We start from the raw sequence: 26285 nt of genomic DNA, 5'->3' as shown, positions 1-26285 counted from the left end.
ATGGGATACCGTATTCCCGAGGAAACGATTGAAACGATTCGTCGTACCGTTGACATCGTCGACGTGATCGGCGATTATGTCCAATTAAAGAAACAAGGGCGCAACTATTTTGGGTTATGCCCGTTTCATGGGGAAAAGACGCCGTCGTTTTCCGTTTCCCCAGAAAAGCAAATTTTCCATTGTTTCGGCTGCGGCGCCGGCGGAAACGTGTTTTCGTTTCTCATGGATATTGAAGGCATTTCCTTTCTTGAGGCCGTAAAACGGCTCGCGGTAAAGGCGAACATTGATTTGTCTAATTTACAGCTAGACGATGCGAATAGAAGCCGCACGGATGCAGGCGAAACAAAAATGATGGTGGAAGCGCATGAACTTTTGAAAAAATTTTACCATCATTTGCTCGTAAATACAAAGGAAGGTCAGGAAGCTTTTGATTATTTACAAGCCCGTGGATGGACGCGAGAAATCATTGATCAATTTGAAATCGGTTATGCCCCTGACTCGTGGGATTTTGCGGTCAAGCTTTTGTCAGGACGCGGCTTTTCGCTCGAACTAATGGAGAAAGCTGGACTAATTATTCGAAAAGAAAACGGTGACTATTTTGATCGCTTTCGCCATCGAGTTATGTTTCCGATCCATAATCATCATGGAGATACTGTTGGCTTTTCCGGCAGACTTCTAGGAGAAGGACAGCCAAAATACTTAAACAGCCCAGAAACTGCCATTTTCCATAAAGGGAAAATTTTGTACAACTTTCATCAAGCTCGTTTACATATACGAAAACATCAAGAAGTTGTCTTATTGGAAGGATTTGCTGACGTTATTTCTGCTGTGCAAGCAGGTGTTGCTCACTCCGTCGCAACGATGGGAACGGCCCTCACGGAAGAGCATGCGCGCATTCTCCGACGCAATGTCGACACCGTCATCGTTTGCTACGATGGCGATGCTTCAGGAATCGAAGCGACATTTCGCGCAGCGGAGGTGTTGACAGAAGCAGGGTGTCATGTGAAAATTGCAACAATTCCTGATGGCCTTGATCCTGATGAATATATAAGAAAATATGGTCCGGATCGATTCCGGCGGGATATTATCGATGCGGGCAGCTCGTTGATGGCGTTTAAAATGATGTATTTTCGCAAGGGAAAAAACTTGCAAGATGAAAATGACAAAATCCGTTATATTGAGGAAGTGCTCCGCGAAATCAGCAAGCTGCCGAACCCAATTGAGTGGGATTACTATTTACGGCAGCTGGCCGACGAGTTTTCCCTTTCGCTGTCCGCCTTGCAGGAACAGTTAAACCGCTATCGAGACACCGTCAAGCATTCTCATCATATAGACCGGGAAGTAGCGCCGAAACCGCTGTTGCAGAAGAAACTTCTTCCGGCATTTCAAAATGCGGAGCGAATGTTGCTTGCTCATATGCTGCAAAGCCGTGATGTAGCGATGGTAGTTCAGGAAAAGATCGCAGGCAATTTCAATCTCGAAGAGCATCGGGCGCTTGCTGCTTATATTTACGCGTTTTACGAAGAAGGAAATGATCCGGACGTCAGTTTGTTGCTTTCGCGCCTTCCTGACGACTTAAAACCTCTTGTGACTGAGCTGTCGCTATTGTTGATCAATGACGAAGTTTCCAATCAGGAATTGAATGATTACATGAGACATGTGTTGAATTATCCAAAATGGTTAAAGCTAAAAGAAAAAGAGCAAGAAAAGATGGAAGCGGAGCGAAAAAAAGACTTTTTGACTGCCGCACGCATCGCAAAAGAAATTATTGAAATGAAAAAAATGTTATCTTCGTAATATGATGTTATTAGTTTAAAAAGGAGGTAGTGAAATGGCTGAAAAACCAGCTCATTCAAAACAAATCGATGCAGATGCAACGCTTGAACAGGCGAAAGAACAATTAACAGAGCTCGGCAAAAAGCGCGGCATTTTGACATACGAAGAAATTGCCGAACGTTTATCTGCGTTTGATCTTGATTCTGACCAAATGGATGAATTTTACGAATACTTAGCGGATCAAGGAATTGAAGTCATTAGCGAATCTGATTTAGAACATGATCCGGATATCGACGATTTAGAAAAAGAAGAATTTGATTTAAACGATCTGTCAGTTCCTCCTGGTGTGAAAATTAACGATCCTGTGCGCATGTACTTAAAGGAAATTGGTCGTGTGCCGCTATTGTCTGCCGAAGAAGAAATTGAACTGGCAAAACGGATCGAGCAAGGCGATGAAGAAGCAAAACGCCGTTTAACGGAAGCAAACCTCCGTCTTGTCGTTAGCATCGCCAAACGTTATGTCGGTCGCGGCATGCTGTTTCTTGACTTGATTCAAGAAGGAAATATGGGCCTAATTAAAGCGGTCGAAAAGTTCGACTATCGCAAAGGATACAAATTTAGCACATATGCAACATGGTGGATTCGTCAGGCGATTACGCGGGCGATTGCCGACCAAGCCCGGACTATTCGCATACCAGTGCATATGGTGGAAACAATTAATAAACTTATTCGTGTGCAACGGCAATTGCTTCAAGACCTTGGCCGCGAACCAACTCCGGAAGAAATCGCTGAAGAAATGGATTTAACTCCGGAGAAAGTGCGCGAAATTTTAAAAATTGCTCAAGAACCGGTGTCGCTCGAAACGCCGATTGGCGAGGAGGACGATTCGCATTTAGGCGATTTCATTGAAGATCAAGAAGCGACGTCGCCTTCCGAGCATGCGGCGTACGAACTGCTAAAAGAGCAGCTGGAAGATGTGCTAGATACGCTTACAGACCGCGAAGAGAACGTGCTTCGCTTGCGTTTTGGACTAGATGACGGCCGTACGCGGACGCTTGAAGAAGTCGGAAAAGTGTTCGGAGTTACCCGCGAACGCATCCGACAAATCGAAGCGAAAGCGCTCCGCAAATTGCGCCATCCGAGCCGCAGCAAACGGCTGAAAGACTTTTTAGAGTAATCTTTTTACAATAGTTTACTTCTTCATACTTCTTGAGAAGTAAACTATTTTTTCTTTTTTTCTTTTCGAAAGGCGGATGAGCATGGACGAACGAAGACGTGAAATCATTGTGCGGGAAATTGAATATTGGAAGCGTTCCCGCCTTCTTCCAGAGCAATATTGCGATTATTTGCTGGCATTATATACGGAGGGCGAATATAAAAAACGCCCAAGCGACATCGTGCGAATTCGCCAACAAGGAATGATCCGTTTCCTTTTAGTGGCATTCATTTGTCTATTGTTGCCAGCGAGTGTTCTTGTCATTTATTTTACTGAATTGTCATTCGTTTTGCAAATGCTCCTTTTATGTCTTTTTTTCTTTATATGTGCGATCGCAGTGTGGATGTGGAAGCGAAAAGGAAATATCGTTCATATCCCGCTGATTAGCGGTGCGTTCATTTTTCTCATCGCGTCGATCGAAGTCGGTGAATATTATTTTCCGAAACAAAAGTTGGTGACCGCAGCGATTGTTTTCGCAAACTGTTTAGTATGGATATGGATAGGAAAGCGGTTTCGGTTTCTTTATTTATTGATATCAGGCGTGATTGGAATAGGGATTTTAGCTGTTTTTCTTCGGTTTTGACTTGATTTTTTGTTTCGGCAATTTTATGACAGATATAAGATTAGGGCTTTTCCTTTGCGATAATTTACAGTAAAATAAAATTGTTTGTAGCGGTTACATTTTCCGAACAATGGTCATGCACGAGGGAGGTAAAAAAATGAATCGAAACCCGCTAATCCCATTTTTCATCATTATGGTGTTTGGAATCGGTCTTACTCTCGGTCTTTCATTTAAGGGGCTTGGCGACGCAAAAGAACTAGCGAAAGAGAAAAAAGGCGGCGAAAAAACGGAGCAGGCTGCCGCGGCAAATCCGGAGCAATTTTATCAACAAACTTGTAGCAGCTGCCATGGACAAAATTATGAAGGCGGGGTTGGCCCGTCGTTAAAAGGAGTAGGTAAGCGGCTTTCGCTAGACGAAATTAAAAATGTGATCCAAAACGGTCGTGGCAACATGCCTCCAGGCCTTGTTCCGCCGGATAAAGCGGATGAAATGGCAAAATGGCTTTCTGAGTTGAAATAAAACAAAAAATCCCTTTACCTTAGGTGAAGGGATTTTTTGTTTGTGATACAATATACAGAAGACTAAAGGATGTGAATGAAAGAGATGAATGAATTTCGTCTGTCCAAACGTCTTGAAACGGTTGCTTCTTTTATTCCGAAAGGAGCGAAGCTCGCTGATATCGGTTCGGATCACGCGTATTTGCCGTGTTACGCATATTTGCATGGATATATTACGAAAGCGGTAGCCGGCGAAGTAGCGGATGGCCCGCTTCGTTCCGCCAAACTGCAAGTCGAAAGGACCGGGTTAAAAGACGTCATTTCTGTGCGGAAAGGTGACGGCCTGGAAGTGATTCAACCTGGAGAAGTGGACTGCATTACGATTGCTGGCATGGGAGGCACATTGATTGCCAACATTTTAGAGTCTGGAAAAACGAAGCTTTCCGGTGTCAAGAGGCTGATTTTGCAGCCAAATGTCGGCGCGCATATTGTCCGTAAATGGCTGCTCGACCATGATTGGGAACTGATTGCAGAGCGCATATTGGAAGAAGAAGGGAAAATTTATGAAGTGCTTGTTGCAGAAAAAGGAGATGGGAAAAGACCATATCAAAATATAGAGGCAGAATTATTGCTAGGCCCATTTTTATTGAAAGAAAAAAATGATATATTTTTAAAAAAATGGAACAATGAACTTGCTCATTGGAAACAGATCGTCCGTCAACTAAAAGAAAAGGCGGAAACGGAATCGGCCATTGCAAAAAGACGAGAGCTAGAGGAAAAAATTAAGCTTGTTGAGGAGGCATTGCGGTGAACAAAATTCCAAGCGGTCAAGAAATCATTCAATTATTCGAACAATTTGCGCCGAAACATTTGGCGATGGAAGGCGACAGAATCGGGCTGCAAATTGGCACGTTAAATAAACCGGTCAAAAAAGTGATGATTGCCTTGGATGTGTTAGAAGAAGTCATCGATGAAGCAATAGCGGAAAATGTGGACCTTATTATCGCGCACCATCCGCCGCTTTACCGCCCGCTAAAACAGATCGTCACCGATCAAGCGCAAGGGCGCATTATTGAAAAGTGCATGAAACATCATATTGCCGTTTACGCTGCCCATACGAATTTAGATATTGCCGCTGGCGGAGTAAACGATTGGCTGGCCGAGGCGCTGGGACTGGAGAATGTAGATGTATTGGTTCCGACGTATGAAGAGCCGTTGAAAAAGCTTGTCGTTTATGTTCCGGAGACGCATGCCGACCTCGTTCGCGAGGCGATCGGCAACGCGGGGGCAGGCCATATCGGCAATTACAGCCATTGCACGTTTAACGGCTGCGGCATCGGCACTTTTTTGCCGCTAGAAGGGGCGAATCCGTTTATCGGGGAAGCAGGGACGCTCGAGCGAGTGGAAGAGGTGCGTATCGAAACGATTGTTCCAGCTTCATTGCAAAACAAGGTGATTGCTGCGATGTTAAAAGCACATCCGTATGAAGAAGTGGCATATGACATATATCCGCTTGAAAACAAAGGAAAAACGTTTGGCTTGGGAAGAATCGGACGTTTGCCAGAAAAGATGACGCTCGCGGAGTTTGCCGAACATGTGAAAAAAGCGCTCGACGTTCCGGCGGTGCGCGTTGTTGGTGATTTGCAAGATGCGGTGCAAAAAGTTGCGGTGGTTGGCGGCGACGGAAATAAATATGTCTTGCAGGCAAAATCAGCTGGCGCTGATGTGTATGTGACAGGGGATGTTTATTATCATGTGGCGCACGATGCCATGATGCTTGGGCTAAATATCGTCGATCCGGGACATAACGTCGAGAAAGTAATGAAACAAGGGGTTGCCCGCTTTTTAGAAAACGAGTTTGCCAAACATGAATTTGCAACGGCCGTCTATATTTCCAACGTCCATACGGATCCATTTACGTTTGTATAAAATATATGGCTGGCTCAAAAGGCGATCGATCTTTTGGAGCCAGCCTTTCTTTCATTGTCGCTCGTCTTTTTTTGCTTTTACTTTCGGCAAAATTTTATGCAGCGGCACTTTCCGTTCGCGCTTCCATGTTTTTGGATCGTTTGGGTCAAACTGTTCTAAAAAGTCGATGACTTCTTTCGTAATCGGAGTCGGGGTAGAAGCCCCCGCTGTAACAGCTACTTTTTTTGCGTCTTTAATCCAGTCGATCTCGATTTCCGTCACATCGGCAACGCGATATGCTTTCGTGCCAGCAATTTCCTCCGACACTTGCGCAAGGCGATTGGAGTTGTTGCTTCTTGGATCGCCGACAACGATCGTGACGTCTGCTTCTTTTGCCTGCTCTGCCACCGCTTCTTGACGGAGCTGGGTTGCGAGGCAAATTTCTTTATGCATTTCAACATGCGGGTATTTTTCTTTTACTTTTTTCATAATGTCGGCAACGTCCCATTGGCTCATCGTTGTTTGGTTTGTCACCATGATGCGGTCGCTTTCAATCGTCAGGCGTTCCACGTCTTCGACCGTTTCAACAAGATGGATGTGGATTGGATCGATGCCGACCGCCCCTTCTGGTTCCGGGTGCCCTTTTTTGCCGATATATATAATTTCATAACCGTCCGCTAGTTTTTCTTGAATTAAGTTATGCGTTTTTGTCACATCTGGGCACGTCGCGTCGATCGTGACAAGCCCTTTTTCGCGCGCGCGCTTTTTCACTTCAGGAGATACGCCGTGCGCGGTGAAGATCACGGTTCCTTTGTCAATTTTTTCAAGAATTTCTAACCGATTCTCGCCGTCGAGCGTAATAATCCCTTCTTCGGCAAACGCATCGGTAACATGTTTATTGTGAACGATCATTCCGAGAATATAAATCGGCCTTGGCAACGTAGGATCTAACGCCGCATTTCTTGCGATCACCATCGCATCAACAACCCCATAGCAATAACCGCGCGGGGTAATTTTGATCACTTCCATGTTTGTTCCTCCTCAACTCCGGCGTGCGAAGGGAGACTGTCCCTTTCTTTTACATTATATCGGAGAAAGGAATTGAATACAAAGAATTATTAAATATATAACTTTGGTGTAGATGGCCGCGGTGTTTTTGCCGATGCGGAACGTTTATTTTCATCTGTTTTCGCTTTCGGTACGGTCCGCTGTTTGGATCGCTTTTTGGATGAAGATGACGTTTTTTTCTTATTTTCTTGAATGTTTTTTTCTGCGCCGTTTTCTTCTTGATCGGTTGTTTTTAATTCTTTCCATATTCTTATCATGGCAGGAAGGTTTTTGATTAGCGGTCCGTATTGCTGCACCATTGGCATAACGTTTTGCGCGATGCCTAGCATTTTTTGCGCGTTTGTCAACATGCCGAGAAAGCCCCCGCCCGCGTTCGTGCTGGCGCTTGTACTAGCAGCGCGTTGGAGTGCCGGCCCCAACCAAGGAGATGACGGCGGCAGAGGCTGCCCTCGCGAAAACAATCGCGATAAGAAACCGCCAAATGTTGGACGTGGCCCGGCCGCTCTTATTGGGGGGAACGGAAAAGAACGGACCATCGGGGGAGATGGAAAGGTTGGCGGTCTGTTATATATCATTGTTTTCTCCTCCTTTCTAGGCTAAGAATAGAAACGATATCCTTTTCATAAAGTATGCGAAAAAGCAAGAAATGTTTTTCACTTCCATCGTGGTTAAAGTTGCGGTATTGCCGCAAAATCGGATATAATGATGAATCGAGTTATTCGGCTTTGTTTAGTCAAAGCAGAAGGGAGCAGTGGTATAATGAAGGAAACGTTGTTTGAGCGATTTTCGTTTCAGCCATTTATTATTGAAGCGATTAAGGCGCTTCGTTTTTATAAACCAACAGAAATTCAAGAGCGGGTCATTCCAATCGCTCTTCGCGGCGAAAGCGTGATCGGCCAGTCGCAAACAGGAACGGGAAAAACGCACGCCTATTTGCTGCCAATTATTGAGAAAATCAATCCGGATCGCCAAGCAGTACAAGCGGTGATTACCGCACCGACGCGGGAACTCGCGACGCAAATTTACCATGAAATTTTAAAAATTACAAAATTTTGTCCGAACGATCGACAAATTACGGCGCGCTGTTTTATTGGCGGAACCGATAAGCAAAAAGCGATCGAAAAATTAAAAACGCAGCCGCATATCGTCGTCGGAACGCCGGGACGAATTAACGACCTCATTCGCGAACAGGCGCTGCTCGTTCGTACGGCAAATACGCTCGTCGTCGACGAAGCAGATTTAATGCTAGATATGGGATTTATTGTCGATGTTGACCAAATTGCCGCACGCATGCCGAAAGAGCTGCAAATGCTCGTCTTTTCCGCGACAATTCCGGAAAAGTTAAAGCCGTTTTTGAAAAAATATATGGAAAATCCAAAATACGTCCACGTTGCGCCAAATCAAGTGGCGGCGGAAAAAATTGAGCACGTTCTTGTGCCGCTTCGCAGCCGCGATAAAGTGAAATTGCTATATGACATGTTGATTGCGTATAATCCATATTTAGCCATTGTATTTACCAATACAAGAAAAATGGCGGATGAAGTGGCGGACAAGCTGATTGAAAAAGGAATGAAAGTCGGGATTTTGCACGGCGATTTGTCGCCGCGCGAGCGAAAAAAGATGATGAAGCAAATTCGCGATTTAGAGTTTCAGTATATCGTTGCTACCGATTTGGCGGCCCGCGGCATTGATATTGAAGGGGTAAGCCATGTCATTAACTATGAATTGCCAAAAGATTTGCAGTTTTACATCCATCGCGTCGGACGCACGGCGCGCGCCGGTTACACGGGAATTGCGGCGACGATTTATGAGCCGTCGGATCAAGATGCGATCACCAAATTAGAAAAAATGGGGATTGAATTTCTTCACCGTGACCTTATCCGCGGAGAATGGGTAGATTTGCCGCCTTGGAATCGACGCAGTAAGCGGGCAAAGCAAGATCCAGAAATAGAGCAGCTTCTGGCGAAAATCAAAAAAGTGAAGCAGGTCAAGCCGGGCTATAAGAAAAAGCTGCTTGCTGAAATGGCAAAACAAAAAAAGCGGCTGCGGCGCTTAAAGAAACAATAACACGTGACACAGGAAAGGGAGAAGAGAAATGTTAAAAATCGGTTCACATGTATCGATGAGCGGAAAAAAGATGCTGCTTGCAGCAAGCGAGGAAGCAGTTTCCTACGGAGCAAACACGTTTATGATTTACACGGGAGCGCCGCAAAATACAAAGCGCAAAAAAATCGAGGAATTAAACATTGAAGCGGGGCTTGCCCATATGAAAGAGCACGGCATTGAAGAAATTGTCGTGCACGCTCCGTATATCATCAATATCGGCAATACGAAAAATCCGGATACGTTCGCCCTCGGCGTAGAATTTTTACGTTCGGAAATCGAACGGACGGAGGCGATTGGCGCGAAACAAATCGTTCTTCATCCAGGGGCGCATGTCGGGGCGGGTTCGGAAGCGGGAATCCGCAAAATTATTGAAGGGTTAAACGAAGTGTTAACGCGCGAACAAACGGTGCAAATCGCGTTAGAAACGATGGCGGGAAAAGGTTCGGAGTGTGGACGCAGCTTTGAGGAGCTCGCGCAAATTATTGACGGCGTCACCCATAACGAGAAATTGTCTGTTTGTTTTGACACATGCCATACGCATGATGCCGGTTATAACATCGTTGATGATTTTGATGGCGTTTTGCAAGAATTTGACCGGATCATCGGTTTAGACCGTCTTAAAGTGCTTCACATTAACGATAGCAAAAATCCGCGCGGAAGCCGGAAAGACCGCCACGAAAACATCGGTTTTGGGCATATCGGCTTTGCCGCATTAAACTACATCGTTCATCATCCACAGCTTGCCGATATTCCAAAAATTTTAGAGACACCGTACGTCGGAGAGGATAAAAACAATAAAAAGCCGCCGTACAAGCACGAAATCGCCATGTTGCGCGCGCAAACGTTCGATGAAGAATTGTTGACAAAAATCATGAATGAAGAATAAAAAGGGCAAAGCTAAATGCCCTTTTTATTTTTTATGAACGAATGTTAAAAATAGTTCGTTTGCTTTTTTCGCGATTTGCGGCGATGTAATTTTTGCAAGTTCTTTGATCCATTTTTTTCTTTCCTGCGGATCAAACACATTAATTTTATTCGTCCGGGCGATATGGAGAATTTTTTTCGCTTGTTCCACTGTTAATGGAATGCCGTAATCATGGCTGTAGGAAACAAGCTCTTCTGGGGTTATCGTTTTTATTTTTTGCTGAATAAGCTGTTGATAAAGGTTCATTTTCGACTCCTCCTCTTCCATACGTATCATATGAAATGAAGAACATAAGCGTGTATGGTATAATAAAATAAAAAAAGGAGGGTGGTTTTTTGGCACAGAAACAACATAAAAAAGAGACTCCCAGCCATATTGCCTATCGCCTTTTCTTTATTTTTTTAGGCGCTTCGCTTGCGGCATTTTCCATCGAGCGGCTTTTAATACCAAACCAAATTATTGACGGTGGAGTCATCGGGGTTTCGCTTATTTTAGATTATTTAATTCCGGATGATTGGTCGTTGTTAAACTTTGCGACTCTTGTCATTCTCCTTAACGCCCCTTTTATGTATTTTGGCTATAAGCAAATCGGAAAGACGTTTATGCTTTCCTCGATCGTTGGCGTTCTATTTCTTGCTGGTGCGGAACGTTTTTTTCACCATTTTGAACCGCTGACGACACAGCCGATTTTGGCCACTGTTTTCGGAGGGCTCGCGCTCGGGCTTGGCGTCGGCCTTGTGATTCGGCACGGCGGGTCGCTAGATGGAACAGAAATTTTAGGAATTTTATTGACGAAAAAGCTTCCGTTTTCCGTCGGCGAGTTTGTAATGTTTATTAACGTTTTTATTTTCAGCTGGGCGGCGTTTGTTTTTGGGATGGAACAAGCAATGTACTCGGTGATGACGTATTACATCGCATTTAAAACGATCGATGCAGTCATTGAAGGATTGGACGAAACAAGGGCGGTTCTCATCGTTTCCGATCGTTATGAAGAAATATCGGATGCGATTTTGCATCGGTTAGGGCGCGGCACGACTAAACTGCTCGGCAAGGGCGGCTATACCGATGAACAAAAAGAAGTCATTTACGCGGTAGTAACCCGTTTGGAAGTCACGAAATTAAAGTCAATTGTGAATGAAATTGATCCTGACGCATTCATTGCGATTATGGTAACGCACGAGGTAAAAGGTGCTAAATTTAAATCGGCGATTCATTAACGTTTACAAATGGCGTTCGATCCGTTATACTACGTTCGTAGATAAATCGTAATCATTCTGAATTATCGGGAGAGAACGCTATGGAAACAGAGTATGTGTTGAAAATGGAACATGTATCGTTTCGATATGAAAAAGAGAACGTATTGGAGGATATTAATTTGGCCGTGCCAAAAGGTGCGTTTGTAGGAATCGTCGGCCCGAACGGATCGGGAAAATCGACGTTGTTCAAATGTGTATTAGGATTATTAAAGCCGCAGCAAGGCAAGATTTATTTGTTCGGAACCCCCATTGAAGCGTTTAAAGATTGGCACCGTGTCGGTTATGTATCGCAAAAAGCAAACAGTTTTAATACCGGGTTCCCCGCCACCGTCTACGAGGTCGTCGCAAGCGGATTGGCGGCTAAGCGAGGAATGTTCCGCTTTTTTACGAAAAAAGACAGACAGGCCGTGTCAGAAGCGATTGAAGCAGTGGGGATGAGCGCTTTTGCGCAACGAAACATCGGAGAATTGTCCGGCGGGCAGCAGCAGCGCGTATTTATTGCCCGGGCGATTGTCAGCAAGCCTGAATTGTTGATTCTAGATGAGCCGACGGTTGGCGTCGATATTCACCATGTGCAAAGTTTTTACACCATGCTCGATGAGCTGAATCGGCGCCTCGGCATGACGCTGATCCTCGTCACGCATGACATTGGAACGATCACGGAAAAAGTGACGCACGTTGCGTGCCTAAATAAACATTTATATTTTCATGGGAAAGCCGAAGAGTTTGAAAAGCTCGGGGAGCAGACATTGTCACAGTTTTACGGACATCCACTGCAAGTGCTTTCTCATCAGCATTGATGGAGGAATGGCGCGATGATTGAAGCAATATGGCAATACGAATTTTTACGTAACGCGTTTATCGCTGGAATATTAATTGGGTTTGTTGCTCCGCTCCTCGGTGTGTTTATTGTCGTTCGCCGTTTGTCGTTAATTGCCGATGCGCTCAGCCATGTGACGCTTGCCGGCATTGCCGCAAATTTGCTTTTAGGGAAAAACTTTGCTTATTTTGCGAACTGGAACCCGCTTTATGCTGGAATGGGATTTTCTGTCGTCGGCGCACTGTTTGTGGAAAAATTGCGGTCGATATATAAATATTATCAAGAGTTGGCGATTCCGATCATTCTTTCCGGAGGAATCGGTCTTAGCGTTATTTTTATTTCCCTTGCGGATGGATTTAATACCGATTTATTTTCCTATTTATTTGGCAGTGTCAGTGCTGTAAGCCGCCAAGACGTATGGGCAGTGCTGGCAATCGCCTGTGTCGTTATCGGCATTGTCGTATTGTTATATAAAGAGCTGTTTCTCCTTTCATTCGATGAAGAATATGCGGTGATCTCCGGCATTCGCGCAAAGCTGATTCATTTTATCTTTATCGTTTTGGTAGCGCTTGTGATCGCCGCGTCGATGCGGATTGTCGGCGTTTTGCTTATTTCTTCGTTAATGACGCTTCCTGTTGCTGCGAGCATTCGAATTGCGAAAGGGTTTAAGCAGGCGATTGGCTATTCGATTTTGTTTGGTGAATTATCGGTGATCGTCGGGTTGCTGCTGTCCTATCAGCTTGATCTGGCGCCTGGTGGAACGATCGTCATGCTTGCCGTTCTCATTTTGCTGATCGTCATCATATGGAAAAAATGGAAAAGGGGATAAGAGGTATGAATGTTGCGGAAGCGATTCGCCTCATGAAAGAAAAAGGGTTTAAACATACGGGCAAGCGGGAAGATATGCTGCAGCTATTTGCCAGCACCGATAAATATTTAACTGCCAAAGATGTATTAGAAGCATTGCGGGACGATTATCCGGGATTAAGCTTTGATACGATTTACCGCAATTTATCGTTGTTTGTAGGCCTTGGCATTTTGGAGATGACCGAGTTATCGGGCGAAAAACACTTCCGTTTCGCATGCAGCGCGTACCATCATCATCACCATTTTATTTGTGTACAATGTGGAAAAGCGAAAGAAATTACGACTTGCCCGATGGACGGTTTACGCGAACAATTGGAAGGATATAAAATATCGGATCATAAATTCGAAATATACGGAAAATGCCCGGAATGTCAAAGGGATACCTCGACGTAAGGCGAGATATCCCTTTGCTTATTTTATAGAAGCCGTTCAATATGCTGCTTTGCTTCAAGCCAGTTTTTGACGCGGATCACTTGTTTTGGAAGAGGGCCTTGATTATATGGCGTATCAAATAAAATGACGGGAATATTGCATTTTTCGGCAATATCGCAAGCGTTGTCGTATTTATCTTCGAAAAAGGCGGAGATATGGTACGTTTTTACCGCTTCAATTTTGTCGTGCGAGCCGACCAATTCAATATGATGATAATGAACGCCGTTTGTTTGGAACCACCGTTCCGTAAGATCATATAAATGTTTTCCGCGGGCGCTTATATAAAATAATTCAAATTTGTTTTTCCAGCTGTTGATTACTTCAAGCGCATGTTCCGCGAGCGGGGCGCGCTCGTAAATCATCGCCTCGTATTTTTCCATCCACCGGTCCATTTCTTCTTCTGTCGTATCATACAGCGGGGCTAAATTATATTGGGTGATGTCATTTAATGTCAAATTTTTTTGAAAAGATTTGTTCAAGTACGGAATAAAAGTGCTCGGGCAAGTAACCGTTCCGTCAATATCGATGCCAAGCCGTTTTTTCATATTGTTTCTCCACTCCCTTTAATCGAACGTCCGTGTATATTGTAGCACCATTCGAACAGATAGTATATGTTTCGCTGCTAACATGTTTGTTTTACATGTGCGGAACCCGTAATTGGACAAAAACGATAACAATGCTTCCCGTTCGTTTTTTCGCCATAGAAAATATTCACATTTATAATTTCGCATAAACTTTTCATACTAATAAATGCTCCTTACTTAAGGAAAGCGAGGGAAGCATATGGTGGATGATCGCGATCGCACGTATAACGAAAGCTACGTGCAATCGACAGGGAAAGATGAACAAGAACGTGATTTTATGGAAGAAACGGCGGCAGAAATGGCCGAACCGGTCCGCCGTTATGATGAACGAGGCAAAGAAGAAACCGATGGAGCAGGGCTAGGTTGGCTGGCGCTCGCTCTTTCGATTATTTCCTTATTTATTTGGCCTGTCTTAATGGGAGCGGCAGGCATTATTGTCGGCTTTATCGCACGCCGCCGTGGCGCAGAAACGTTGGGCGCGTGGGCAATCGGCATCGGAGCTGTGGCGATGATCGTCCGTCTGTTCATCATGCCATTTTATTATTAACGAAAAAAGCTTGGCGCTTTAAGCGTCAAGCTTTTTGGCTTTGTTTGGCAAAATATTCTTCCGCCAATTTGTCCACTTCTTTTTTCAATTCTTCGACCATTTTTTCTTCTGGAACTTTGCGAACGATTTTGCCGTGCCGGAATAATAAGCCTTCGCCGCGTGCGCCGGCGATGCCGATATCGGCTTCGCGCGCCTCGCCCGGTCCGTTGACGGCGCATCCGAGCACGGCCACTTTAATCGGCGCTTTAATTTTCGAAATATATTCTTCGATCTCGTTGGCGATGCTGATCAAATCGATTTCAATGCGTCCGCACGTCGGACAGGAAATTAGCGTCGCTGCATTGGACGCCAAGCCGAACGATTTTAATATTTCCCTTGCTACCTTTACTTCTTCAACCGGATCGGCGCTAAGCGAAACGCGAATCGTATTGCCGATCCCTTTGCTTAAAATCGCACCGATGCCGACGGCGCTTTTGATCGTTCCGGCAAATAGTGTTCCGGATTCGGTAATCCCGACATGGAGCGGATAATCAAACGTGCGCGCCGCTTTTTCGTATGCCTCGATCGCCAATCGCACATCGGATGCCTTTAACGATACGATAATATCATGGAAATCAAGCTCTTCTAAAATGCGAATATGGTATAGCGCGCTTTCGACCATGCCGTCAGCGGTAGGATAGCCGTATTTTTCCAAAATCCGTTTTTCCAACGATCCGGCATTGACGCCAATGCGGATCGGTATGCCGCGTTCTTTCGCCGCTTTGACGACCGCTTCGACTTTTTCGCGGCGCCCGATATTGCCGGGATTGATTCGGATTTTATCAGCTCCGCCCTCAATTGCTTTCAGGGCAAGTTTATAGTCAAAATGAATATCGGCAACGAGCGGAATGTTAATGCGTTTTTTTATTTCCGGAATCGCGTTGGCCGCGCGCTCGTCCGGGCAGGCGACGCGGACGATTTGGCAGCCTGCCTCTTCCAGCCGCTTTATTTGCGCAACTGTCGCTTCTACGTCATGCGTTTTCGTCGTTGTCATGCTTTGAATGATAACCTCGTTTTTTCCGCCGATCGTTAAATTGCCAACGCGGACAGGACGAGTTTTTGAACGATGAATAATTTCACCCACGAGAAATTCGCTCCTTTAAGAAACAAGTTCATGTCGCTTTCTGAATTATTGTAACAATGTTTATCGTCATTTGACAAGAAATTCGCAGCTTAGCGTTTGTATACCGGTATTTTATACTTTTTTCCAATTTTTAATGTTTGCGCTTTTTCCCCTGGATTCAACGCTTCAAAATCGGCGATGGCTTTGTCAATGGAAACCGGAAGCGGCCCGTTTTGCTGCCTTTCCATAATGGATAACAGCGTATCCCCGGGAGTGACGGTCACCGTTTCATACGGAATTCCATCTGCCGCGCGTTCGGGTCCTGCCGCTGTTTTTGTGGAAATGCTCAATGTTCCTGTTGTGACATCATGGTAAATGATATAGATGGAAAGGCACACGACGAAGGCGATGATGATCGCTTTTTTCACGCGTTATTCCCCCAATGAACGTTGTTAGTAACTATGTATGCTTGTCCCGAAAAGAATATGTAAAATGCGTTTGCTTGTTTTACGGAAACTTAACATTCGCTTAATAAACGCATAAAACTTTTTCGTTACAATGTGCTTGTACGTGGATGACAAATGACAATAGGAGGGTCAACCGATGTGGAAGAAGTCCGTAAAATTTGGAATCGCTGCATTGCTAATAACGGGGGTGCTTGCGGGGTGCGGAAAATCGGATAGCACCGCGGAAGGAAATGCTGACAATGGAGAAGCGAAGCAAGAATCGTACTCCGGAACGATTACGTTAGCTGGATCCACCGCCCTTCAACCGTTGGCAGAGGAAGCAGCGAATGAATTTATGGGAAAATATCCTAACGTCTCGATTACGGTGCAAGGAGGCGGAAGCGGAACAGGTGTGAACCAAGTTGCCGCTGGCGCTGTGCAAATCGGGAACTCGGATGTTCCATCTGCGGAAAAGTTGGAAGATAAATCAAAAGCAGGAGAGCTCATTGATCATAAAGTAGCGGGAATTGCTTTTGCGATTGTAGTGAATAAAGATGTCAACGTCGATTCATTAACATTGAAACAAATTCAAGATATTTTCTCTGGAAAAATTACAAACTGGAAAGATGTTGGCGGAAAAGATGAAAAAATTAATGTCATTAACCGCCCTGCTTCCTCTGGAACGCGCGCGACGTTTGAAAAAACGGTGATGAAAGGCGTAAAAATAAACGAAGCGATCGGAACGGTGCAAGATTCCAATGGCGCTGTTGAACAAGCGATCAACTCGACGCCAGGATCGATTAGTTATGTTGCGATGTCATACTTAATCGGCGAAAAGAAAGATTTAAAAACGTTAAAAATCGATGGTGTGGAACCGACGGTCGAAAATATCAAAACGGAAAAATATCCTTTCTGGTCTTATGAATACATGATTACGAAAGGCGAACCAAAAGATGCAGTGCGCGGATTTATCGAATATGTAAAAAGCGAAGAATTTGCTCCGAAAGTAAAAGAAATGGGTTACATTCCTATGTCGGAATTGGAGTAATTTGATGAAAGGCTGGCTATACCGTTAGCCAGTCTTATTCTTCGTGAGGTGATGGAAGAATGAAAGGGAAAGGACAGCTCAATTATTGGAAAAGCGAATATATCGGAAGAGCGCTCGTCACTTTTTGCGGCCTATTGATCGTTATTACTACTCTTTCGATTATCGTGTTTATATGCGGAAAAGGAATCCAGTCATTTACAGAAAGCGGTATTTCGCTTAAGGAAATGCTGTTTTCGACCGAGTGGAAGCCGAGCGATTCTGATCCGAAATACGGCGCCGTTATTTTTATCGTCGGATCGACGCTTGTGTCGATTGGAGCGGTGTTATTAAGTACGCCGATCGCGCTTGCTCTTGCTATTTTTATTAATTTTATTTCGCCAAAGTTCGGATCGGCTGTGCTAAAACCTGTTTTGGAACTGCTTGTCGGCATTCCGTCCGTCGTTTACGGTTGGCTAGGTGTCACGATTCTTATCCCGCTTCTTCGCGAATCGTTTGGCGGCGTAGGATTTAGTTTGCTGGCCGGAATTATCGTGTTAAGCGTGATGATTTTGCCGACGATCACTAGCATTGCGTCAGACGCGCTAAGCGGCGTTCCGTTTTCTTATTTAGAAGCGTCATACGGGCTTGGATCAACAAGATGGCAGGCGATCAGCCGGGTGATTGTTCCAGCAGCAAAAACAGGAATTTTCACCGGCATCGTCCTTGGATTAGCGCGAGCGTTTGGCGAAGCGTTGGCTGTTCAGATGGTGATCGGAAATGCGGTGAAACTTCCGTCAGGATTGTATAGTCCGACAGCGACGTTGACGGGAATTTTAACGATGGATATGGCTAATACGATAAACGGCACTGCTTGGAACAATGCGTTGTGGACATTGGCGATGATTTTGTTGTTTATCTCCTTTCTCTTTATTTTTCTGATAAGAATGATTGGACGAAAAGGGGAACGGTAATATGGTATCAAGAATAGTGGATAAAGTTTGGACGGGCGTATTTTATGTCGTCGCGGCATTCGTCGTTGGCTTGCTTGTTTTATTTTTTGCGGCGATTTTATCGAAAGGTTGGGGATTTTGGCAACCGGATTTTCTGTTTGGCAAACCGAGCAACACGCAGGCGGGGGGAGGGGTTGGTCCGCAGCTCATTAACTCGCTTTATATGCTTGTCATTACGTTGTTGATTTCTGTTCCGTTAGGATTAGGAGCGGGAATTTATTTGGCGGAATACGCCAAGCAAGGAAGAATGCTTAACTTCATTCGGCTGTGCATCGAAACGATGGCATCCCTTCCGTCGATTGTCGTCGGATTGTTTGGCTTGTTGGCGTTTGTGACGCTGACGGGATGGGGCTATACGCTAATTGGCGGCGCGCTGGCGATTACGATATTAAATTTGCCGGGATTGACGCGCATATGTGAAAACGCGATTTTAGACGTTCCTGCAAACATAAAGGAAGGCAGTCTCGCATTAGGGGCGACGCGGTGGCAAACGTTAGTGAGAGTCATTCTCCCGGCCGCTCTCCCGCAAATCATGACAGGGGTTATTTTGGCGGCGGGGCGGATTTTTGGCGAGGCGGCCGCATTAATTTATACAGCAGGGTTAACGACGCCGTTATTGAACTTTGCCGCTGATTTATCAAGTCCGGCGCATCCGTTGAATATTTTTCGGCCGGCGGAAACGTTGACCGTGCACATTTGGAAGCTAAATTCGGAAGGAATTGTTCCGGACGCCAAAATTATTGCAGCGAAATCCGCGGCGATATTAGTGATTATGGTTCTTTTATTTAATGTTGCCGCCCGTTTTGCATCCGTTGCCTTGCAGCGCTATTTTGCAGGAAATCGTCGAACAACAAAAAAGAAGATGAGTGATGCTGCATAAAAAAGGCCACTATCGTTGCTGATAGTGGCCTATTCGTTGTGCGGTTTGGATGAAGGAACTTCTTTCATTGCCAAAAATAGCACGGCAATCGAGACGAACCAATGAATAAACGGGGCGTATGGCACAACCGTTTGCAGCGCCTCCATCACCGCGAAAAATACTGTGGATAAAGTAACGGCATATGCTGACATAATCCAAGTATGGCGATATTGCAATTTTTTATCAAGCGTGCTGCGCAAAATCAATCCGAAGAAAGCGAGAATACAGATGCCGATAAATTTGCTTGCGCTGGCAAATAAATAAATAATAATGAACAATAGCGGGATAAAAACAGGCAATAGCGACTGCATCGTTTCGATAAAGGAATGGACGTCTTCGTCTGTTATTTTCACATCTGGAAACGTTGAGTAGCTGTAATATTGCGTTTGATGATTGGCAATTAATACGACCTCGTGTTTTAAAAGACCGATGGCGTTGTTGAAGCGTTCCATGTCCTCTTTTGTTACTTGGCCGGTGCTGTCAAAAATGATCGTAAAGCCGTGCTGATCGATATGAATCGGCTCTTTTGCAGAAGAATGCAATTGGCCGTTTTCAATCGTAAATGAAGGAAGTTCGTTTTGTAAAAGAGCGCTCGTATTGCGGATTCCTTCTACGAAAGAAGTCGTTAAGTAATAGGCCATCGGCAAAATTGAAAGAAAAGTGAGCAAAAACACATATCCGATTGTTTTTCCAATTCCTTGAAAACGGAAACGCGCGATATCTTTTGGCGAATATAAACTTTTCCATAGCTGCACAAATACGTTCATCCTTGACACATCCTTCCTATTCTCCATTGTTCATTGTATATTGTGCACGTTGATAATTCAACTAAAGACGCAAACAAAAAAATTCCTAGGAACGTTTTTGCTCCTAGGGAAAACATCATTACACTTTAAACGTTTGCAAAAGTCCATTCAACTGATCGACGAGTTCGGTTAACGATTGGGAAGCATGTAAAACTTCGTCCATGGAGGCGCTTTGCTGACGAGTGACGGCCGCTACATGTTCCATGTTTCCAGCGATTTGTTGCGCAATCGAAGCAATCTCTTCCATGCTCGTGGACATTTGTTTTGTTTGTGTATTGACGTCATGAATAATGGCAGATACTTCTTGCGACTGTCGTGAAACGTTGTTTACCGCATGGACAATTCCTTTAAACGCCGCCTCCGTTTGATAGACCATGTCCATTCCGTACTCGAGCACTTGCGAACCGCGGGTCATCGATTGCACCGCTCGTTCGACTTCATGCTGAATTTCTTTAATAATAGTTTGAATTTGTTTCGAAGCTTGGCCAGTTTGAGAAGCCAATTTTCTAATTTCGTTGGCCACTACAGAAAACCCTTTACCATGCTCCCCGGCCCGGGCCGCTTCGATCGCCGCGTTGAGCGAAAGAAGATTCGTTTGGTTCGCGATATTGCTAATTAAGGAGACGATTTGGCCGATTTGCTTCGATTGTTCTCCTAACAGATAGATGGATTCCGCCGTTTCTCCCACTGTTTTTTGTACGACGCCCATCTGTTTTGCTGTTTGATTTGCAAGTTCATTTCCTGCACGAGCTTGCTCGCTTGCTTTGCTTGTCGAAGTTTCCACATCAGCGATGGAAGCGGCCGCCTGCTCCATTCCGCTGGCGATTTCCCGAAAAAATTGCGAAATGTTTGCGGAAGAATTCGCTTGCTTTTCGGTGCCGCTTGCCGCTTCGTCCATGGCGATGGCAATTTGTTCTGACGCTTTTTTCGTTTCAGAGGAGATGCGACGTAGCGTGTGCGAAGATGCGGCAATATGTTTCGAGCTTACATCGACATGTTCAATAAGTGTCGTAAGGCTGTCGACCATTTGGTTAAATCCATCCGCCAATGTTCGGATATCTTTGCTAGAATAAGCAAGCTCGATTTTTGTTCGCAAATTTCCTTGTCCCACTTCGTTCATCGCTTGTTTTAGCGAAGCGATCGGTTGAGTAAATCGGCGGATCATCAAAAAGCCAATGAAGCTCGCAAACAATATGGTAAGCAGCGAGACAAGGATACTAATCCATCCATATTCCACAACGGGCCGCAAATAGTCTTCTTTTTCGAGAGCTAAAACATATATTTGACCGTTTAAATCAATCGAACGTGCAAATGATAAAGTCAATCCTTGGAAATGGATGATTCCTTGTTTTTGTTTTTCGATTTGCTTGATGACCGAACGAGGCAAGGACGGTAGTCGGCTAGAAAAATCCCCTAGCTTTTCAACCCCTTTTTCGTTTGTAATGACAAATTGCATCGGCCGCAAGCCAAGGGATTGAAACTTGCGCTGATTCAGCATGAGCGCATAAGGAAGCTTTTTCTGAAATTCTTCATTGGTGGTTGAAGATTTTAACATAGAAATTTTTTCAACCATTACTTCGGTGGAAAGTTGCATTTGTTGTTCAACAGCGCGGATGGCGACTTGCTTGTTTTTTTCATAACCGATATAAGCGGTTATTGATGAGGAGATGCACGTAATCAAAATAATGATGAACATTAAGATAGTTTGTAAGTTCCAGTTGCTGATCCACGATAACAGCGCGAAACGCGTGGCGTTGGTTTTAGATGAGAATGAAGGCAGCTTTGGCCAAGCACGCTTTTGTCGTTTCATTTTATACGCTCCTTTATCTTATATGAAATCTAGTCATATCTCAATGTAGCGAATCATTTTGAATATTTTGTTAAGGGAGTGTATAGAGTGTGTTAAGTGAGAGGGGGAAGTTTACAAACAAATAAATTGAAACATTGTGGTAATTTTGATAAGCTAATTTTAAACGAACGCATAGTGGTTATACTATTTTGCGTTCGGATACATAAAACAAAAAAGGAGGAGTTCATATGGCTTTTGAATTGCCACAATTACCTTATGCTTACGATGCGCTAGAGCCGCACATTGACAAAGAAACGATGAACATTCACCACACGAAACATCATAATACGTATGTAACAAACTTAAATGCCGCTTTAGAAGGGCATGCGGATTTACAAAACAAATCGCTTGAAGAATTGCTCGGCAATTTGGAAGCACTTCCAGAAAGCATTCGCACAGCAGTTCGCAACAACGGCGGCGGACACGCGAACCATTCTCTATTCTGGACGATTCTTTCGCCAAACGGCGGCGGCGAACCAACTGGCGAATTAGCGGAAGCTATTAACAAAAAATTCGGAAGCTTTGCAGCGTTTAAAGAAGAATTTACAAAAGCGGCTGCGACTCGCTTCGGTTCCGGATGGGCTTGGCTTGTTGTCAACAACGGCGAACTTGAAGTGACAAGCACCCCAAACCAAGACTCGCCATTAATGGAAGGAAAAACTCCGATTCTTGGTTTAGACGTTTGGGAACATGCTTATTATTTAAAATATCAAAACCGCCGTCCAGAATATATCGCAGCGTTCTGGAACATTGTAAACTGGGATGAAGTAGCAAGACGTTACAGCGAAGCAAAAGCGAAATAATCATAAACGAAAAAGACTAAGCTAAACGCACCGTTTAGCTTAGTCTTTTTTTATTTTGTCGAATGTTTAAAGTTTGGGAATTTGCGTAAAAAGAAACAGCAAAAAGCGCTGTTATTTTTCCGAAGATATAAGTTCGCTGAATCGAGGATGAAATTTTACACAATCATTAGAGCTTAACCTATCATTGATGCATAGAACAGCGGAAAATCGCCAAACTACCCTTTAGACGAAAAAGGGGAGTTTACTATGGCAATCATCAAAAAAATTACTGGTCAAGAACAAATTACCCGGGATTTAGTCTTGCTGTTATGCATCGGCGGGCTTTACGCATTGAGCGTTTCCCTTTCCAATACGTTTGTCAACGTGTATTTATGGAAACAATCTAGAGAGTTCCGCGATTTAGCAGTGTACAATTTGTCGATTGTTACATTGCAGCCGCTGACGTTTATTGTAGCTGGAAAATTGGCGAAAAAAGTCGACCGCATTATCGTATTGCGGTTAGGCGTATCGTTTTTGGCGGTTTTTTTTATTACCGTTTTGCTTGTCGGCAGCAGCGCGCATAACTACTTGATTTTATTAGGCGCTCTTTTAGGTGTCGGGTATGGGTTTTATTGGCTTGCTTTTAACGTATTAACATTTGAAATTACCGAACCGGAAACTCGCGATTTTTTTAACGGGTTTTTCGGCATTCTCACTTCGCTGGCTGGAATGGTTGGACCGATCGCTTCCGGATATATTATTTCTTCATTGGCGAATGCGAAAGGATATACGCTGATTTTTTCGATTTCGCTTGGCTTGTTCGTCATTGCTGTCATTTTCAGTTTTTTTCTCAAGCGCCGCCCCGCAAAAGGTAATTATTTATTTCTTCGCATTTTAAGAGAGAGAAGTTATAATAAAAATTGGCGGTTAATTACGAACGCCCATTTTTTTCAAGGATTGCGCGAAGGAACGTTCGTTTTCGTCATTTCCGTATTTGTGTACATTACTTCGAACAGTGAGTTGGCGCTTGGAAAATTCGGTTTCGTGAACTCGCTGACATCGTTTATCGCCTACTATGTTGTTTCGAGATTGATGAAGCAAAAATATCGCAAGAAAGCGATTTTATGCGGCGGCCTATTGTTATATGGCGCCATTTTCCTAATCGTTTTTCACGTTTCTTACCCACGCCTTATTTTGTACGCGGTTACTATTGCCATCGCTTACCCTTTATTGCTCGTCCCATATTCGTCACTGACATTTGACGTGATAGGGAGAAGCTGGAAGTCGGCGGAAATGCGAATCGAATACATTGTTGTTCGCGAGTTGTTTTTAAACGGCGGACGCATCGCTTCCATTCTCGCTTTTTTGACTATGATCGCGTTTTTCGAGGAAAAATTGGGCATCCCTGTTTTAATGTTGATGCTCGGCGCTGGGCATTTGATCATTTATTTATTTGTGCGGCGCATTCATTTAGAAGATAACGGAACAGATGAAAAGAAGCGTTCCCTCATTCCGCCAAAGCTAGCAAACGAAGAAGGGGGCTCTCCAGTATAGGCAAGCCCTCTTTTTCCATGGTCTTTTTTCTAGAAAAGTTGCCATCTTTCTTTTACAATAGAAAAAAAAGCGGCAAAAGAAAAGGAGGAGGCTAGTTGAAAAAGAAAAAAATAGCACAAGTGCCGTTTCGGCTGAATATACTTTTTTTCGTTGTGTTTTTGCTGTTTTCAGCGCTTATTTTACGGCTCGGCGTCGTACAAATTGTCTATGGGGAAGACTACCGGAAAGAGGTAGAACGTACGGAAGATGAAATTGTCAACACTCCGGTGCCGCGCGGAAAAATTTACGACCGCTTTCATCGCGTCATTGTCGATAATATTCCGGAAAATGCGATTACATATACGCGTTCGAAAACGACAACGCCGGAAGATACGTTGAAAGTGGCGCGCAAATTGGCGAAATATATCGACAAACCGGTTGACAAAGTGACGGAACGCGATATGAAAGACTATTGGATTTTAACGAGAAAAGAGAAAGCAGAGAAAAAAGTAAGCAAAAAAGAGCGAAAAGAGTTTGAAAAGCAAGGATTATCGCAAAAAGAAATCGATAAAAAAATATATGAACTTACATTAAAGCGCATTACTCCAGAGGATTTGCGTGAGATTACAAAAGAAGAATTGGAAATTATCGCGATCAAGCATGAAATGGATAGCGGTTATGCGCTAACGCCGCAAATCGTAAAAAATAATGGGGTAACGAATAGAGAATACGCAGTTGTCAGCGAACATTTGGAGGAGTTGCCGGGAGTAAGCGCAACGACGGATTGGAAGCGTCATTATGTATATGAAAATACGTTCCGCTCGGTGCTCGGCAACATTACAGAAGATGACGAAGGTGTACCGCGCGAACGTTTAGATTATTTTTTGGCGCGTGATTACAGCCGCAATGATCGCGTTGGCAAAAGCTATCTTGAAGCGCAATTCGAGGATGTATTGCACGGCAAAAAAGCAAAAATTAGAAACATTGTTGATAAATCTGGCAATGTCATCGCTACAGAGAAAGTATATGATGGGGAGCGAGGAAAGGATCTTGTGCTGACGATTGACGTCGAACTGCAGCAGCGGGTGGAAAAGATCATCGAAGAAGAAATCATGGCTACAAAACGGAAGGGAAACTCCCCTTTGCTTGATCGGGCGTTTGTGGTGATGATGAACCCGAAAACGGGGGAAGTGTTATCTATGGCTGGAAAACTGCTTACAAAGGGGGAAGATGGAAAAACGCAATTTGTTGATTTTGCGATTGGCAACATCACTTCCGCTTATGCCATGGGTTCGGCCGTAAAGGGAGCGACGGTGCTGACGGGCTTTCAAACAGGAGTGTTGCATCCGAATACTTACATCGTTGACGAACCGTTATATATTAAAGGAACGCCTCGTAAAAAATCGTGGCAGACGATGGGGACGATCAATGAGTTGACCGCATTGCAGCGTTCCTCGAACGTATACATGTTTAAAACGGCGATTGCCATCGGCGGCGGGAAGTATCGTCCACACCGGTCATTAAAGATTAATCCCGAAGCATTTACGACAATTCGCAAATATTTTGCTCAGTTTGGACTTGGAGTGAAAACAGGAATTGATTTGCCAAACGAACTCGGCGGCTTTCAAGGAAAAGAAACGGGAGCTGGGAAATTGCTAGACCTTTCCATTGGCCAATACGATATGTACACCCCGCTGCAAATGGCGCAATATGTATCAACGATTGCGAACGGCGGCTATCGCATGAAACCGCAAATTATCAAAGAGATTCGCAAACCAACGGATGATGCGAAGGAATTAGGGCCGGTCATTCAACGCTTTGAGCCGGTTGTATTAAACCGTATTGACATGAAAACAGAGTATATTAAACGGGTGCAGGAAGGATTTCGCCGCGTGATGCAGACTCCGAAAGGAACTGCGTATGCGTATTTCTCCGGCGCGCCATATAAACCGGCTGGAAAAACAGGAACAGCGGAAGCATTTTATGACGGGCCAATACAAAGCAGACGAAATGATCCAACATATAATTTGACATTAGTCGGATATGCTCCGTATGATAATCCGGAAGTGTCGTTTGCTGTTGTCGTCCCTTGGGCGACGCAAGGAAATAGCGACGGAATTAACAATCGAATCGGCAGACGAATTTTAGATACGTATTTTGAGCTGAAAGCCGAGAGAGCAAAAGGAAATGTCACGAACGATGCGACAACCACAGACGCGGCGACAAATGCCGAAGCAAATGAATAA

The 26285-nt window shown here is 44.4% G+C and carries 27 protein-coding genes; 19 read left to right on the top strand and 8 right to left on the bottom strand.

Annotated features, from left to right (window positions below):
- From dnaG to BM278_RS00230, 6 genes are all read left to right on the top strand, one after another.
- Positions 1-1797: a DNA primase gene (gene dnaG, locus BM278_RS00255; RefSeq protein WP_090947419.1), complete on the top strand. Its 1797-nt coding sequence runs from the start codon at positions 1-3 to the stop codon at positions 1795-1797.
- A gap of 34 nt (positions 1798-1831) precedes the next feature.
- Positions 1832-2953 carry an RNA polymerase sigma factor RpoD gene (rpoD, locus tag BM278_RS00250; protein ID WP_090947418.1) on the top strand — a complete coding sequence of 374 codons (1122 nt, stop codon included), beginning with the start codon at positions 1832-1834 and terminating at the stop codon, positions 2951-2953.
- Positions 2954-3035: 82 nt separating this feature from the next.
- On the top strand, positions 3036-3575 hold the full coding sequence (locus tag BM278_RS00245; RefSeq protein ID WP_090947417.1) for a hypothetical protein: 540 nt from the start codon (positions 3036-3038) through the stop codon (positions 3573-3575).
- 136 nt (positions 3576-3711) lie between these two features.
- Positions 3712-4074 (top strand): cytochrome c550, encoded by a 363-nt coding sequence (cccA, locus tag BM278_RS00240; protein WP_090947416.1) that lies wholly within the window; start codon positions 3712-3714, stop codon positions 4072-4074.
- Between the two features lie 84 nt (positions 4075-4158).
- Positions 4159-4863 carry a tRNA (adenine(22)-N(1))-methyltransferase gene (locus tag BM278_RS00235; RefSeq protein ID WP_090947738.1) on the top strand — a complete coding sequence of 235 codons (705 nt, stop codon included), beginning with the start codon at positions 4159-4161 and terminating at the stop codon, positions 4861-4863.
- Positions 4860-5981, top strand: coding sequence for a Nif3-like dinuclear metal center hexameric protein (locus BM278_RS00230; protein WP_090947415.1), 1122 nt, complete (start codon positions 4860-4862; stop codon positions 5979-5981). Before BM278_RS00235 ends, BM278_RS00230 begins: the two co-directional genes overlap by 4 nt.
- Before the next feature lie 51 nt (positions 5982-6032).
- Here BM278_RS00230 and BM278_RS00225 read toward each other — a convergent pair whose 3' ends face one another.
- Together BM278_RS00225 and vrrA are read right to left on the bottom strand one after the other, a co-directional pair.
- Positions 6033-6989 carry a 4-hydroxy-3-methylbut-2-enyl diphosphate reductase gene (locus BM278_RS00225; protein WP_090947414.1) on the bottom strand — a complete coding sequence of 319 codons (957 nt, stop codon included), beginning with the start codon at positions 6987-6989 and terminating at the stop codon, positions 6033-6035.
- An 89-nt stretch (positions 6990-7078) separates the two neighbouring features.
- Positions 7079-7603, bottom strand: coding sequence for a VrrA/YqfQ family protein (gene vrrA, locus BM278_RS00220; RefSeq protein ID WP_090947413.1), 525 nt, complete (start codon positions 7601-7603; stop codon positions 7079-7081).
- 184 nt (positions 7604-7787) lie between these two features.
- On the opposite strand from vrrA, the gene BM278_RS00215 reads away from it, so the two are divergent.
- Positions 7788-9095 (top strand): DEAD/DEAH box helicase, encoded by a 1308-nt coding sequence (locus BM278_RS00215; protein ID WP_090947412.1) that lies wholly within the window; start codon positions 7788-7790, stop codon positions 9093-9095.
- A 28-nt stretch (positions 9096-9123) separates the two neighbouring features.
- Positions 9124-10020, top strand: a complete 897-nt coding sequence (locus BM278_RS00210; protein ID WP_090947411.1) for a deoxyribonuclease IV — start codon at positions 9124-9126, stop codon at positions 10018-10020.
- 24 nt (positions 10021-10044) lie between these two features.
- On the opposite strand, the gene BM278_RS00205 is transcribed toward BM278_RS00210, so the two are convergent.
- On the bottom strand, positions 10045-10305 hold the full coding sequence (locus BM278_RS00205; RefSeq protein WP_090947410.1) for a DUF2624 domain-containing protein: 261 nt from the start codon (positions 10303-10305) through the stop codon (positions 10045-10047).
- A gap of 89 nt (positions 10306-10394) precedes the next feature.
- Here BM278_RS00205 and BM278_RS00200 point away from each other — a divergent pair, with 89 nt between their 5' ends.
- The 4 genes from BM278_RS00200 (at position 10395) to zur (ending at position 13395) form a co-directional block, all read left to right on the top strand.
- Positions 10395-11276: a YitT family protein gene (locus BM278_RS00200; protein WP_090947409.1), complete on the top strand. Its 882-nt coding sequence runs from the start codon at positions 10395-10397 to the stop codon at positions 11274-11276.
- An 80-nt stretch (positions 11277-11356) separates the two neighbouring features.
- Positions 11357-12115, top strand: a complete 759-nt coding sequence (locus BM278_RS00195) for a metal ABC transporter ATP-binding protein (RefSeq protein WP_090947408.1) — start codon at positions 11357-11359, stop codon at positions 12113-12115.
- A gap of 15 nt (positions 12116-12130) precedes the next feature.
- The gene (locus BM278_RS00190; RefSeq protein ID WP_090947407.1) at positions 12131-12964 is read left to right on the top strand and encodes a metal ABC transporter permease; all 834 of its coding nucleotides are present in this window, start codon (positions 12131-12133) and stop codon (positions 12962-12964) included.
- 5 nt (positions 12965-12969) lie between these two features.
- Positions 12970-13395 carry a zinc uptake transcriptional repressor Zur gene (zur, locus tag BM278_RS00185; RefSeq protein WP_090947406.1) on the top strand — a complete coding sequence of 142 codons (426 nt, stop codon included), beginning with the start codon at positions 12970-12972 and terminating at the stop codon, positions 13393-13395.
- A 23-nt stretch (positions 13396-13418) separates the two neighbouring features.
- On the opposite strand, the gene BM278_RS00180 is transcribed toward zur, so the two are convergent.
- Positions 13419-13979: a hypothetical protein gene (locus tag BM278_RS00180; protein WP_090947405.1), complete on the bottom strand. Its 561-nt coding sequence runs from the start codon at positions 13977-13979 to the stop codon at positions 13419-13421.
- A gap of 238 nt (positions 13980-14217) precedes the next feature.
- Here BM278_RS00180 and BM278_RS00175 point away from each other — a divergent pair, with 238 nt between their 5' ends.
- On the top strand, positions 14218-14565 hold the full coding sequence (locus BM278_RS00175; RefSeq protein ID WP_090947404.1) for a hypothetical protein: 348 nt from the start codon (positions 14218-14220) through the stop codon (positions 14563-14565).
- A gap of 25 nt (positions 14566-14590) precedes the next feature.
- On the opposite strand, the gene ispG is transcribed toward BM278_RS00175, so the two are convergent.
- Together ispG and BM278_RS00165 are read right to left on the bottom strand one after the other, a co-directional pair.
- Positions 14591-15688: a flavodoxin-dependent (E)-4-hydroxy-3-methylbut-2-enyl-diphosphate synthase gene (ispG, locus tag BM278_RS00170; RefSeq protein ID WP_090947403.1), complete on the bottom strand. Its 1098-nt coding sequence runs from the start codon at positions 15686-15688 to the stop codon at positions 14591-14593.
- Between the two features lie 89 nt (positions 15689-15777).
- A complete protein-coding gene (locus tag BM278_RS00165; RefSeq protein WP_090947402.1) occupies positions 15778-16095 on the bottom strand; it encodes a LysM peptidoglycan-binding domain-containing protein in 318 nt (105 codons plus the stop codon).
- 175 nt (positions 16096-16270) lie between these two features.
- On the opposite strand from BM278_RS00165, the gene BM278_RS00160 reads away from it, so the two are divergent.
- Genes BM278_RS00160 through pstA form a run of 3 tightly spaced genes read left to right on the top strand, consistent with a single transcriptional unit; the run spans position 16271 to position 19030 of the window.
- A complete protein-coding gene (locus tag BM278_RS00160) occupies positions 16271-17161 on the top strand; it encodes a phosphate ABC transporter substrate-binding protein PstS family protein (protein WP_090947401.1) in 891 nt (296 codons plus the stop codon).
- A 59-nt stretch (positions 17162-17220) separates the two neighbouring features.
- Complete coding sequence (gene pstC / locus BM278_RS00155) at positions 17221-18111, top strand: phosphate ABC transporter permease subunit PstC (protein ID WP_090947400.1); 891 nt, start codon at positions 17221-17223, stop codon at positions 18109-18111.
- A gap of 1 nt (position 18112) precedes the next feature.
- The gene (gene pstA, locus BM278_RS00150; RefSeq protein ID WP_090947399.1) at positions 18113-19030 is read left to right on the top strand and encodes a phosphate ABC transporter permease PstA; all 918 of its coding nucleotides are present in this window, start codon (positions 18113-18115) and stop codon (positions 19028-19030) included.
- A gap of 29 nt (positions 19031-19059) precedes the next feature.
- Here the strand turns inward: pstA and BM278_RS00145 are convergent, their stop codons facing one another.
- Together BM278_RS00145 and BM278_RS00140 are read right to left on the bottom strand one after the other, a co-directional pair.
- Complete coding sequence (locus BM278_RS00145) at positions 19060-19836, bottom strand: DUF1189 domain-containing protein (protein ID WP_090947398.1); 777 nt, start codon at positions 19834-19836, stop codon at positions 19060-19062.
- Positions 19837-19954: 118 nt separating this feature from the next.
- The gene (locus BM278_RS00140; RefSeq protein ID WP_090947397.1) at positions 19955-21685 is read right to left on the bottom strand and encodes a methyl-accepting chemotaxis protein; all 1731 of its coding nucleotides are present in this window, start codon (positions 21683-21685) and stop codon (positions 19955-19957) included.
- A 227-nt stretch (positions 21686-21912) separates the two neighbouring features.
- On the opposite strand from BM278_RS00140, the gene sodA reads away from it, so the two are divergent.
- The 3 genes from sodA (at position 21913) to BM278_RS00125 (ending at position 26285) form a co-directional block, all read left to right on the top strand.
- Positions 21913-22527 carry a superoxide dismutase SodA gene (gene sodA, locus BM278_RS00135; RefSeq protein WP_090947396.1) on the top strand — a complete coding sequence of 205 codons (615 nt, stop codon included), beginning with the start codon at positions 21913-21915 and terminating at the stop codon, positions 22525-22527.
- A gap of 246 nt (positions 22528-22773) precedes the next feature.
- Positions 22774-24060 (top strand): MFS transporter, encoded by a 1287-nt coding sequence (locus BM278_RS00130; protein ID WP_090947395.1) that lies wholly within the window; start codon positions 22774-22776, stop codon positions 24058-24060.
- Between the two features lie 95 nt (positions 24061-24155).
- Entirely contained in the window at positions 24156-26285 is a 2130-nt protein-coding gene (locus tag BM278_RS00125; protein ID WP_090947394.1) for a peptidoglycan D,D-transpeptidase FtsI family protein, read from the top strand.

The sequence above is a fragment of the Parageobacillus thermantarcticus genome (assembly GCF_900111865.1).
In the GTDB taxonomy this organism is placed as follows: Bacteria; Bacillota; Bacilli; order Bacillales; family Anoxybacillaceae; genus Parageobacillus; species Parageobacillus thermantarcticus.
The sequence above is the reverse complement of the archived record's forward strand: the minus strand, read 5'-3'. Positions and strand labels throughout refer to the sequence as shown.